Source organism: Rhizobium sp. C1 (assembly GCF_021026335.1).
Lineage (GTDB): Bacteria > Pseudomonadota > Alphaproteobacteria > Rhizobiales > Rhizobiaceae > Ensifer_A.
This window is the reverse complement of sequence record NZ_JAJNCY010000002.1, coordinates 222,132-234,088: the sequence shown is the minus strand read 5'-3', so window position 1 is coordinate 234,088 and position 11,957 is coordinate 222,132. Positions and strand designations below refer to the sequence as shown.

Annotated in this window: 12 protein-coding genes; all 12 read right to left on the bottom strand. The window is 61.7% G+C overall.

The features are described 5' to 3' along the window. Positions 1 to 22 precede the first annotated feature (22 nt). The 12 genes from LQK83_RS06670 to LQK83_RS06615 all read right to left on the bottom strand — a co-directional run bounded on the left by LQK83_RS06670 (position 23) and on the right by LQK83_RS06615 (position 11,943). Positions 23 to 1,447 (bottom strand): sensor histidine kinase, encoded by a 1,425-nt coding sequence (locus tag LQK83_RS06670; RefSeq protein ID WP_230836585.1) that lies wholly within the window; start codon positions 1,445 to 1,447, stop codon positions 23 to 25. A 122-nt stretch (positions 1,448 to 1,569) separates the two neighbouring features. Beyond that, the gene (locus tag LQK83_RS06665) at positions 1,570 to 2,253 is read right to left on the bottom strand and encodes a response regulator transcription factor (protein ID WP_330166267.1); all 684 of its coding nucleotides are present in this window, start codon (positions 2,251 to 2,253) and stop codon (positions 1,570 to 1,572) included. A 189-nt stretch (positions 2,254 to 2,442) separates the two neighbouring features. After that, the gene (locus LQK83_RS06660; protein ID WP_230836584.1) at positions 2,443 to 3,996 is read right to left on the bottom strand and encodes a Do family serine endopeptidase; all 1,554 of its coding nucleotides are present in this window, start codon (positions 3,994 to 3,996) and stop codon (positions 2,443 to 2,445) included. A 148-nt stretch (positions 3,997 to 4,144) separates the two neighbouring features. Next, complete coding sequence (locus LQK83_RS06655; RefSeq protein WP_230836583.1) at positions 4,145 to 4,600, bottom strand: cytochrome c-type biogenesis protein; 456 nt, start codon at positions 4,598 to 4,600, stop codon at positions 4,145 to 4,147. Beyond that, positions 4,597 to 6,588, bottom strand: a complete 1,992-nt coding sequence (locus LQK83_RS06650) for a heme lyase CcmF/NrfE family subunit (RefSeq protein ID WP_230836582.1) — start codon at positions 6,586 to 6,588, stop codon at positions 4,597 to 4,599. Before LQK83_RS06650 ends, LQK83_RS06655 begins: the two co-directional genes overlap by 4 nt. Continuing rightward, complete coding sequence (ccmE, locus tag LQK83_RS06645) at positions 6,585 to 7,037, bottom strand: cytochrome c maturation protein CcmE (RefSeq protein WP_230836581.1); 453 nt, start codon at positions 7,035 to 7,037, stop codon at positions 6,585 to 6,587. The genes LQK83_RS06650 and ccmE overlap by 4 nt, the downstream gene beginning before the upstream one ends. Next, the gene (ccmI, locus tag LQK83_RS06640; RefSeq protein ID WP_230836580.1) at positions 7,034 to 8,206 is read right to left on the bottom strand and encodes a c-type cytochrome biogenesis protein CcmI; all 1,173 of its coding nucleotides are present in this window, start codon (positions 8,204 to 8,206) and stop codon (positions 7,034 to 7,036) included. The genes ccmE and ccmI overlap by 4 nt, the downstream gene beginning before the upstream one ends. A 175-nt stretch (positions 8,207 to 8,381) precedes the next feature. After that, complete coding sequence (locus LQK83_RS06635; protein ID WP_230836579.1) at positions 8,382 to 8,816, bottom strand: hypothetical protein; 435 nt, start codon at positions 8,814 to 8,816, stop codon at positions 8,382 to 8,384. A gap of 115 nt (positions 8,817 to 8,931) precedes the next feature. Next, positions 8,932 to 10,329 carry a sensor histidine kinase gene (locus tag LQK83_RS06630; RefSeq protein ID WP_442966717.1) on the bottom strand — a complete coding sequence of 466 codons (1,398 nt, stop codon included), beginning with the start codon at positions 10,327 to 10,329 and terminating at the stop codon, positions 8,932 to 8,934. Positions 10,330 to 10,359: 30 nt separating this feature from the next. Further along, entirely contained in the window at positions 10,360 to 11,025 is a 666-nt protein-coding gene (locus LQK83_RS06625; RefSeq protein WP_230836578.1) for a response regulator transcription factor, read from the bottom strand. Positions 11,026 to 11,109: 84 nt separating this feature from the next. Next, positions 11,110 to 11,349: a hypothetical protein gene (locus tag LQK83_RS06620; RefSeq protein WP_230836577.1), complete on the bottom strand. Its 240-nt coding sequence runs from the start codon at positions 11,347 to 11,349 to the stop codon at positions 11,110 to 11,112. 387 nt (positions 11,350 to 11,736) lie between these two features. Next, positions 11,737 to 11,943 (bottom strand): hypothetical protein, encoded by a 207-nt coding sequence (locus tag LQK83_RS06615; protein WP_230836576.1) that lies wholly within the window; start codon positions 11,941 to 11,943, stop codon positions 11,737 to 11,739. Positions 11,944 to 11,957: the final 14 nt, after the last annotated feature.

Genomic DNA, 11,957 nt, shown 5'->3' with positions numbered 1-11,957 from the left:
CGAAGGCCGGAGAGCGGGCGCATCAGGCGGAAACCAGCGGGAACAGCATCCTGACGGTGAGTCCCTTGTTTTCCGCAGTCTCGTCTTTTGTCGCCGCCAATTCAAGCGAGCCGCCATGCAGGGCCGCCACAGCCTCCACCATGGACAGCCCCAGGCCGGTCCCGGGCTTGGACCGGCTTTCATCAATGCGCACGAAACGCTGAACAGCGTCGGCGTAACGGTGGGCCGGAATGCCCGGTCCTTCGTCGGCAACCGTTAGCAAGGCATGCTCGCTCTGTTTCGACAACGAAACCGTGATCGTGCTGCCCGCGATATCGCCGGCATATTTGACAGCGTTGTCGAGCAGGTTGAACAGAGCCTGACCGACAAGTTCTCGATTGCCGTGGATGTGAATGCCGGGCTCGATCTCCATCTTCAGCGAAAGACCCGCCTCCTCCAGCACCGGCTCGTAGAGTTCGGCGCTGTCGGCCGCGATGGCGCTCAGGTCGATATCGTTCATCTCAGCAGTCGATGAGCCGGCCTCGACGCGAGAGATCATCAGGAGCGCATTAAAGGTCCGGATCAACTGGTCAGACTCGGCAATGATGCCTTCGAGCGACTGGCGATATTCATCTTCATTGCTGGAATGGGAAAGCCCGTCGGTCGCCTTGTTGCGAATGCGCGTCAGAGGCGTCTTCAGGTCATGAGCGATATTGTCGGAGACCTGTTTCAGGCCCTCGTTCAATTTCTCGATGCGCCCCAGCATGCTGTTGAGCGAGACGGACATGCGGTCGAACTCGTCGCCTGAGCCTCCCACCGGCAGGCGCTGGGAAAGATCGCCGGCCATGATCTTGGCGCTCGCATCCGACATGCGGGCAATGCGGCTGAGCGCATTGCGGCCGATGAAGAACCAGATGACGAGCGCCCCGATGCCCATGACACCGAGAGCCACGACAAGCGCCTGACGGACGAGAACCTTGAAATGCTCAGGCTCCCCCAGGTCGCGACCGACAAGGACGCGCAGACCGTTGGGCAGAACGAAGACATCGGCGAGCGCCATGTGCGGCTGAAGCTTCGCCTTGTCCTTGTTCTCGTCGCCAAAGCGCTCATAGCGGAACGGCGCATCCGTCCAGCCCGGATCGCCCAGGATGCCCGGCTGAATGGCGGCGACGTTGCCGGCGAGAAAATCGCCCGACGGACCGGCAATCACATAGAGATTGGCGCCCGGCTGGCGCGAGCGGCGCTCCAGCGTCTTCACCAGACCGTTCATCCCGGCCACTTCGTAGATGTGGCTGATCTCTTCCACTTCCGCTGCAATCGCGTTCTGCGTCTGCTCACGCAGGAAGTTCGCCGACATTCCTGCGACATAGATCACGAGGAACGCAGCGCAAAAGGCGAAAAGGAGGATGTAGAGAGCCGACAGCCGAACCGCCGTGCTCTTCATCAGGATGCGGAGCTGGTGAAGCATTTCAATTTTTCTTTAATTCGCGTTGCCAGACAGAAAACCGCTGCGCACTTTTCCCGGAGATGCTGCTTTCTTGTTATCGCATTTCCAGACGGAAAACCGCTGCGCACTTTTCCTGGAAATGCTTAGGCTTCATCCTTGATCATGTAGCCCGCGCCGCGGACGGTCTTCAGAAGCGGCCGCTCGGTGTCGCGCTCGATCTTGGAGCGAAGGCGTGAGACATGCACGTCGATGACGTTGGTTTGCGGGTCGAAGTGATAGTCCCAGACGTTTTCGAGCAGCATGGTGCGTGTCACAACCTGTCCGGCATTCTTCATGAGATATTCGAGCAGGCGGAATTCGCGCGGCTGCAACAGGATTTCCTTGCCGCCGCGCTTCACCTCGTGCGCCAGCCGGTCAAGCTCCAGATCGCCGACGCGGTATACCATGTCCTTGTCCGGCGCACCCTTGCGGCGGCCGAGCACTTCGACGCGGGCGAGAAGTTCGGAAAATGCATAGGGCTTCGGCAGATAATCATCACCGCCGGCGCGCAGGCCTTCGACGCGGTCATCGACCTGGCCCAAGGCCGAGAGGATCAAAACGGGGGTGTCCTTGCCGCGGGTTCGCAGCTCGGTGATCAATGAAATGCCGTCGCGGCGCGGCAGCATGCGATCGACCACCAGCACGTCGTAGGCGTTTTCGGAGGCCATGAAGAGGCCGCTTTCCCCGTCGCTTGCATGGTCAGCAACAATACCCGTTTCCCGGAAGGCCTTCGAAAGGTAGGCCGCAGCCTCCAGGTCATCTTCAACAATCAGAATCTTCATACGCATGATGATAGCCTCTCCGGCAAAAAATGGCGACCGATGCGTGGCGTGCTCAACGCTTTCCATGTGCGCAATCCCTTCACCCGTCTTTTGAAAGTCTTGGAAGAGCCAGGCCCTTGATCGAAGGCCAAGGCGAAGAAGAAAGAACGGTGCCGGATTTCTCCGGCACCCAGGATGTCAACGACCTGAAAGGGATCAGCCCTTTTCAGTCGGCAGAGCCACGAAACGGCTGCCGTTGTCGGTTTCGATCTGGAAGAGCGCCTTGGTGCGGCCTTCCTTCTTGGCGGTATCGAGCTGGCTCGTGATTTCCTTGCCGGAATTCACGTCCTTGTTGTTGACGGCCGCAATACGGTCGCCCTGCTTGATACCGGCTTCGGCAGCCGCCGAGTTCGGATCGACGGAGAGGATCTGAACACCCTTTCCGTCATCGGTCGGACCGACGGTGATGCCGAGCGTGTCCAGTGAGGTCTGCTTCTGGTCGCCCTGATCCTGCTGGTTGTTATCCTTGGACGCCATCTTCTGTTCCGGCGGAAGCGTACCGACCGTCAGCTGAACCGTCTGGGACTTGCCATCGCGCCAGAGGGCGATATCCGCCTTTGTTCCCGGACGCATTGCACCGATGCGCTTGGCGAGATCGCGGGCGTCCTTGACCGGCTCACCATTGACCGCCGTGACGACGTCGCCGGCGCGGATGCCAGCCTTCATGCCGGGGCTGTCCTGCTGCGGCTGCACGACGAGAGCACCCTGCGCTTCGGACAGGCCGAGCGATTCCGCGATATCCTTGGTCACCGGCTGGATCTGAACACCGAGCCAGCCGCGCTCGATCTTGCCGGACTTGATCAGTTCGGAGACCACCGTCTGGGCCGTAGAGGCCGGAATGTCGAAGGCAATGCCGACGCTGCCGCCCGAGGGAGAGAAGATCGCCGTGTTGATGCCGACCACTTCGCCATTCAGGTTGAAGGTCGGGCCTCCGGAGTTGCCGCGATTGACGGCTGCATCGATCTGGATGAAGTCGTCATATGGACCGGAATTGATGTCACGACCCATGGCCGAAACGATACCGGACGTGACCGTGCCGCCGAGGCCGAAGGGATTGCCGACGGCCACGACCCAATCGCCGACATTGACCTTGCTGTCGTCAGCCCACTTCACGTAGGTGAACTTGCGGCCCTTGCCATCGACCTTCAGCACGGCAAGGTCGGTGCGCGGATCGGTGCCGACAAGCTTGGCCGGCAGTTCGGTGCCGTCATTCATGACGACGACATAGGCGCTGCCGTCGGAGACGACGTGGTTGTTGGTGACGATATAACCGTCCTCAGAGATGAAGAAGCCGGACCCTTGAGCAACAGGGCGCAGCGGGCCCTTTTCGCCGGGCTTCTTTTCCGCGTGCTGGCCGGGACCCTTCTGGCCATCCGGACCGCCGAACTGCTTGAAGAAGCGCTTCAGCGGGCTGTTCTCGGGAAGCTGATCGAAGCCGGGGCCAAAATCGAAGCTGAAGCCGCTGGAGTCGTCGGAAACCTGTTGGACGCGTGACTCGACGCGAACCGAAACCACAGCCGGCGAGACCGCCTTCACGATGGGAGCGAAACCCGTCATCTGCGGTGCGTCGAGATGCACGGGCTCGGCAAAGGCGCCGGTGACGCGCGCCGGAAGACCGGAAGACAGGAGAACGGCAGCAAGGCCTGCCACAGCCGTAGACTTCAGAACGATCTTATAGGACAAGCCGCGATTGGAGTTCGAAGAAGACATTAGATCTACCACCCTTTTTTAGTTATCAGGATCGTGCTTAACGAGCCCGCTCAGTTGATGAGAAAGAGATAGACCGAAAGACCTTACTGTGAAGTGGCTAAGGAATGAATTTTTCGTAATGTTGTGTAAGACAGTAAGTGAAGCGTAGTTATTCTTTGAGAATTGCTTCCAGCCGCGCTTTTTCTTCATCCGTCAAAACAGCGGCTTTTCGCCGGCCATTGCGCGATGTGGCGAAGAAGCCCAGCGCCATCACGCCGATGATGGCCAGCACCGCCGGGGCGCCCCAGAGCAGCAGCGTGTGTTCGGAGAGCCGCGGCCGCAGCAGCACGAATTCGCCATAGCGCGAGACGAGGTAGTCGTAGACCTGCTGATCGGTCGCGCCCGCCTTCAGCCTTTCCCGTACCAGAAGCCGCAGATCGCGGGCGAGTTCCGCATTCGAATCGTCGATCGACTGGTTCTGGCAGACGAGGCAGCGCAGATGCGAGGAGATTTCGCGCGCCCGTGCTTCGAGCTTCGGATCGGACAGTACTTCGTCCGGATTGACCGCATGTGCTGGCAAGGCCGAGAGGAGAAGAAACAGGGCGAAAGCCAGCCGGCGGATCATTCGGCGGCCTCCAGAGCGGGCGCGGCAACCTTTTTCGCACGACGCGCCGGTGCACCGACGCGCAGACGGCGATCCGACAGCGAGATGAAACCGCCGGCCATCATGATCAGCGCACCGAACCAGATGCAGATGATGAACGGCTTCCACCAGACGCGCACCACGATGCCACCATCCGGCATGAGGTCACCCAATGCCACATAGAACTGGCTGAGCCCGAAGGTTCGGATGCCGGCTTCCGTCGTCGGCATCTGGCGGGCCATATAGACGCGCTTGGAGGAGGAAATCTGGCCCACAGAAACCCCCGCCTTCGTAAGGCTGAACGTGCCGCGATCCTCGGTGAAATTCGGGCCCTGCCCGCGCTTCATGCCCTCGAACTTGAGCACATAGCCGCCGGCCTCAACCGTCTGCCCAGGTTTCATTTCCACCACGTTTTCCGTCTGGAAGGCGCTGACCGCAATGATGCCGAGAACGCTGACGCCAAGACCGAAATGGGCAAAGGCCGTGCCGATGGCGGAACGCGGCAAACCAGCGAGCCGGCGCAGAGCCGTCGAGAACGGCACCTTGCCAAAGCCGCCGCGGAACCAAAGATCGGTCAGGGCGCCGACCATCAGATAGAAGGCGAGCGCTATGCCGAGAACGGCGAGAACCGGGCCGCCATTCTCGAAATACCAGATCGCGATGGCGATCACGAAACCGGCCGCCACGGCGAAGAAGAGGCGCTGCGCCGCACCCAGAAGATCGGCGCGCTTCCAGGCGAGCAGGGGCCCGAAAGGAACGGCCAGAAGCAGCGGCAGCATCAGCAGGCCGAAAGTCAGGTTGAAGAAGGGCGCACCGACCGAGATCTTCTCGCCGGTGAGAGATTCCAGCGCCATCGGATAGAGGGTGCCGATGAGAACCGTGGCGGTCGAAACCGTCAGGATCAGGTTATTCAGGACGAGCGCGCCCTCGCGGGAAACCGGCGCGAAGAGGCCCCCTGCCGTCAGCGACCCGGCGCGCAATGCAAACAGCGTCAGCGCGCCGCCGATGAAGATGACCAGAATGGCGAGAATGAAGACGCCGCGGGAGGGATCGCTGGCGAAGGCGTGAACCGAGGTCAGAACGCCGGAACGGACGAGGAAGGTGCCCAGCAGCGACAGCGAGAAGGTCAGGATCGCCAGAAGCACGGTCCAGATTTTCAGCGCCTCGCGCTTTTCCATGACGAGCGCCGAGTGCAGCAGCGCAGTCCCCGCGAGCCAGGGCATGAAGGAGGCGTTTTCCACCGGATCCCAGAACCACCAGCCGCCCCAGCCAAGCTCGTAATAGGCCCAATAGGAGCCCATGGCGATGCCGGCGGTGAGGAAGGTCCAGGCCGCCAGCGCCCAGGGACGCACCCAGCGCGCCCAGGCCGCATCAATGCGGCCTTCCATCAGGGCTGCAACGGCAAAGGAGAAACAAACCGAGAAGCCGACATAGCCGAGATACAGCAGCGGCGGATGGATGGCGAGGCCCACATCCTGCAGAACCGGATTGAGGTCGCGACCTTCCGGCGGCGGCGGAAATATCCGCAGGAACGGATTGGAGGTCAGCACGATGAAGAGGATGAAGGCGGCGGAAATCCAACCCTGCACGGCCAGAACATTGGCCTTCAGCGAAGCAGGCAGATTGCCGCCGAAGAGAGCCACCAGCGCGCTGAACAGCGACAGAATGAAGAGCCAGAGCATCATCGAGCCTTCGTGATTGCCCCAGACGCCGGACACCTTGTAGAGCGTCGGGATCAGCGAATGCGAATTCTGCCAGACATTGGCGACAGAGAAATCCGAAACCAGATGCGCATGCATCAGAACGCCGAAGGAGATCGTCACAAGGACGAACTGTCCGAGTGCGGCAACCGGGGCGACAGCCATGAGATTGGCATCACCGCGCCAGGCGCCGACCGCCGGAAGCACCGAGAGCACGATGGCTGTCGCCAGGGACAGGACAAGCGCATAGAGGCCGAATTCGATGATCACTTGATCTTCTCCTTGCCGCTGAGCTCAACGCCTTGCGCCTTCAGCCGGTCCGCAACATCCTTGGGCATGTAGGTTTCGTCATGCTTGGCGAGAACCGTATCAGCGACGAAAACCGGACTGCCCGCCACGAATGCGCCTTCGGCGACGACCCCCTGCCCCTCACGAAACAGATCCGGCAGGATGCCCGTATAGGTCACCTTCACGGTCGAGAGCGTATCCGTCACCTCGAAGGTCGAGGTCGTGCCCTCGCCGCGCACCCACGAGCCGGTTTTCACCAGACCGCCGAGACGGATACGCGTACCGGGCTTGACGTCCGCCTTCGCGAGATCACCCGGAACATAGAAATAGGAGACCGACTGGCTGAAGGCGAACATGACGAGGAATACTGCCACGACGATGAAACCGACACCGCCGGAAATGATGGCGAGGCGCTTCTGCTTGCGAGTCATGGCTTTGCCTCCGGGGCCTTGATGCCAAACTGAGCGGCCAGCGCGACAAGCTGCTTGCCCTGTTGGCTGTCTGCCGGGAAGGTTTTCAGCGCGCTTTCGAGCGCCTCGCCGGCCTTGTCCGCCTGTTTCAGCATGGCATAGGAGCGCACAAGCCGCATCCAGCCTTCGAAATTGTTGGGATTGGCCTTCAGCTTTTCGCTGAGGCCAGCCACCATGTTCTGGATCATCTGCTGGCGGTCGCCCGCGCTCATATCCTGTGCGGCGGCAATATCGGCGGCCGTGGGATTGCCCGGCGCATCGGGATTTGCCGGTCCCTGACCCGGCTTCGCCTCGCTCGTCCCCTTCTGGAGATTGGCGATATGCTGGGCGACAAGCGGCTGCCAGGGCGCATCGGGCGCAGAGGACTTGGCCAGCGCCTGAAACGCCGCCAGCGCCTCCATGCTGCGACCTTCCTGCTCCAGCGCATAGGCGAGATAGAATTCCGAGCGCGCGTCGTTGCGGTCGAGGCTCAGCGCCTTCCGAAAAGCATCCGTCGCCTCGGAGTTGACCAGGCCCTGGTTCGACATCACGATGGCTTCGCCCAGCCCGCCCAGACGCTCCACGCTCTCGCCGCGAATGCGGATCGCCTGACGATAGGCGTTTGCGGCATCGCCGGGACGGCGGTTGCGCAGATAGATCGGCGCGACAAGATCCCAGCCCGCACCGTCGTCCGGATTCTGGATGAGGTGATTTTCCGCCTTCGCAAGAAGCAGCGAGACGTCGTTGCCGGGATTGGCAAGGCGCGCGGCCAGCGGCGCATCGGGAGCCCCGGGATTGCCGGTCAGGAGATAAAGGCCGATGCCGATGGCGGGAAGGATCAGGATGATGAAGGCCTGTGCCAGCGGATGACGGCTGCGCCTTTGCGCGGCCTGGGCACCGTCCGTCTCCTTGCTCGCCTTGTCGGCGGAAGACAGCAGCCGGCGGCCGATTTCGGCGCGGGCGTAGTCCGCCTCCTCGCTCGAGATCAGGCCCGCGGCAGCGTCGCGGTCGACCTCCGCCATCTGGTCGCGATAGACCTCGACGTCATGGCTATGCTCGCCGCCAGCGGTTGCCGGACGACGCAAAAGCGGCGCGAGAAGGGCGACCGCCAAAAGCGCGGTGAGACAGGAGACAAGGATCCAAAACAGCATGCCGCTCAATTACCCGAAGGCCAGTGGGTTTCCAACTGACAAAAGGCAATACACGGCAATTTGACGCGGGCGTTTGACCTCGCTCAAACGATGGCGGACGATCAATTTATCGTGAAGCCGGACCTGACGACCGCAATAACGGAGCGACCGCTCGAAGGGTCTCGGGTGACACGCATCAGGAGAGCGGCGTCCAGGTTCCGTTCGGATTGCGGCAAGCCGCCCCGCGCGAGACCAGCGAGCGACCGTCGACGTTCACCGTCTGGGTATACTGACGGCAATTCTGCGTTCCGACCTGATAGGGGGTGGCGGCGACTACCGTTCCGCTGACACCGGTTGCACCGGACCACGGAACCGCCTGCCCGCCGGGGGCATCTTCCAGCGCCTTGTACTCGGCCTGAAGCGCCAGCTTGCGGTCTTCCGCACCGAGATTGGTGCCGTCGATCTTGGAGATCAGGCCGCCATCGAGCGCACGGACAAAGGCGTCGCCCGACGAATAGGACGTCTGCGGCGCGGCAAATGCCAGTGGCACCACGGATTGCTTCGACGTTGTCGCGCAGCCGGATACGAGAAACGCCGCCGCCAGAATGGCACACGTCCCCGTCAGTTTCATCGTTTGCGCCGTGACCCCGACCATCATTTCCCCGTCTACCGTCCTGCCATTCTTGCCCGGATGGACCACCCTCTTGGCCCCGCCACATTAATTATGGGGAACAAGAGCCTCAGAATCAACCACGTTTCGGCTTTTCCTGCGCCACAATCGGCAAAATCAGCGTGGCGCGCAGTCCGCCAGTGGGTCCGCGCGACAGGTCCAGCAGTCCCGAATATTCGGAAACGATCTCGCTGACGATGGAAAGGCCGAGGCCGGAGCCGGGACGGCTCTCATCGAGACGCCGGCCGCGTTTCAATGCTTCCTTGATCTCATCCGGCTCCAGACCCGGTCCATCGTCCTCGATGATCAGCTGCGCCATGTCGCGCCCGTCCTGCGGATCGAACTCGGCAAGCGCCACCCGGATGGAGGCTTTCGCGAAACGGGCGGCGTTTTCCAGAAGATTGCCCAGAATCTCCTCGATATCCTGCTGCTCCATCGCAAAGACCGTGCCGGGGGCACTGTCATCCATCTCGAATTCGAGCTCGCGATTAAGCTTCTGCATGACGCGGACGATGCGGTCGAGGACCGGCCGCGCCTCGGTGCGCGCCAGCACGGTCTCGCGCTGGGCGGCGATGCGGGCACGGTTGAGATAGGACTGTACCTGCGACTGCATGGCTTCGGCCTGCTGCTTGACCAGTGCGCCATGCGCCGGCGTCATCGCATGGGCCTCGTTGATCAGCACGGCAATCGGCGTTTTGAGGGAATGAGCGAGATTGCCGACCTGCATGCGCGCGCGCTCGATGATGCGGCGGTTGTTGTCGATCAGTGCGTTGACCTCATTGGCCAGCGGCCGGATTTCGCTCGGGAAACGGCCTTCCAGCCGCTCGGCGCGGCCGGCACGGATGTTTTCCAGCGCATTGCGGACGCGGTCGAGCGGTCGCAGGCCGATCAAGATGGCCAGTGCGTTGGCAAGCAGACTGCCCGCGCCGAAAATGGTCAGCGCCAGATAGAGGCTGCGGTTGAAGGCGCTGACGCTCGCTTCGACAACCGCCTTGTTGCCGGTGACGCGAAAGCGGACGATATCGCCCTGATCGTCCAGCTCGACTTCCGTTTCGGCGACGGAAATATTGTTTCCGAGCGTATCCTTCATGTCGTAGAAGCGCTGGAAGCGGATGTCGAAAGGCACTTCGCTGACAGACTTTTCCGGCAGCGGCGTTGCGCCGAGCGACGGCGAGACGAGCGGCGTCGTCTTATATTGCCCCACGCCCTCGGCGATCCAGTACCAGCCGGTGCCCGGCTGCGAGAACTGCAGGTCGCCCAGTTCCGGACGGCCCGTCAGCTGCCTGTTCTCGTTGATGGACACGGAATTGACGACGTTGAAGAGATGGGCGCGCAGGAGATCGCGGAAACTCTTTTCCGCATCGCGCCGGTAGAGCGTGGAAATGGCGATGGCAATCACGACAAGGCCGGCAATCGCCCAGACCGAAACGGACAGGACGACGCGTAGCGTCAGCGATTGCGTTCCCAACCCCATCCTCACGCCCCGGGGCTCATGTCACGCGCCTCATTTGGCGGGGGCCTGCATGCGATAGCCAAGACCGCGCACCGTCTCGATCATGTCGACGCCCATCTTCTTGCGAAGCCGGCCGACAAAGACCTCGATCGTGTTGCTGTCGCGGTCGAAGTCCTGATCGTAGAGATGCTCTGTCAGTTCCGTACGCGAAACGACCTCGCCCATATGGTGCATGAGGTAGGAGAGCAGACGAAACTCGTGCGAGGTCAGCTTCAGCGTCACGCCGTCGACCGTCGCCTTGGAACTCTTGGTGTCCAGACGAACCGGGCCACAGATGAGATCGGAGGAGGCATGGCCGGCGGCGCGGCGGATGAGCGCGCGAAGGCGGGCCAGCACTTCCTCGATATGGAATGGCTTGGCGACATAGTCGTCGGCGCCGGCATCGATGCCGGCCACCTTGTCCGACCAGCGGTCGCGAGCGGTCAGGATCAGAACCGGCATGACGCGGCCGGCGGCGCGCCATTTTTCCAGAACGGTAATGCCATCCATTTCCGGCAGGCCGATATCGAGCACGACGGCGTCATAGGGCTCGGTGTCGCCGAGGAAATGCCCCTCCTCGCCGTCAAAGGCCTGATCGACGACATAGCCGGCCTCTTTCAGCGTATCGCTAAGCTGCCGGTTCAGGTTCTCGTCGTCTTCCACGACCAGTATGCGCATGCGTCAAATCCCGTTTCTCGTGCCGCCGAGGGCGGCCAAATCCATTGGCCCATGGCTCATGGGTTATGCGGCCGGGCACAGGCCTCACATGGGCTTGTGCACGACCTTCTTCTTCGGCCGTTCACCGTTGTTCTGCACCAATATCGTGATGACGCATTCATTGCCAACGGGTTCGACGGAGAGCAGCGTGCCGCCGTTTTCCGACAACGCCTCGCGAGCGGCTGCCGAACAATCGCCGCGAACGGCGATAAGGTCCTTGCTGGCAGGCTCGCCAGTCAGGCCAAGTCCGAGGGCCGCCACGGCCAAAATCAGATGCGATCCCATTGCATTGCTTTCATGAGCTTGGATGTCTCAAATCGAGCCTATTCATACAGATGCGCATCTGAATGACAAATGAACATGAGCCGAAAAGTCGCCGCCGCGCAAGACGGAACCAACTGCGAGGCTGCTTCGTCCCCGCTCTTCAGCAATCACGCCTGACGGCAAGCAAGGTCTCGCGGCATCCGTTCATTTGGTGGATTTCGCCGAGCCCGGGCCATAGGCAATATAGGCAAAGCAGCCGAGGCCGATGGCGACAGGCAGGACGGACCAGAAGAAAATGTCGAAAATCATGTGAGTATCCCAAAAGCCTGAAACGAATCAGCCCAAAATAGCCCAAGACCCCTCCTCCGCACCCCCAATTTTCAAGGGGTGCGGAGCGGGCCGCAAGCCTCACGCCACCTTCGTTGTCGCCTTCATCCGGCCCCAGATGGCGACTAGCCCGCCGACCGTGCCCGCCAGCGATAGCGCCGCGTCGGCAAGCTGCCCCTGATCGGCGACGGAGAGATTGTAGCCGCCGGCATGCGCCAGCGAGGCCGAAATGGCGATGATCGCGCCCCAGATGGTGCGTGACTGGTACCAGGTCTTGATGTCTTCCATGGTTTTTTCCTTTG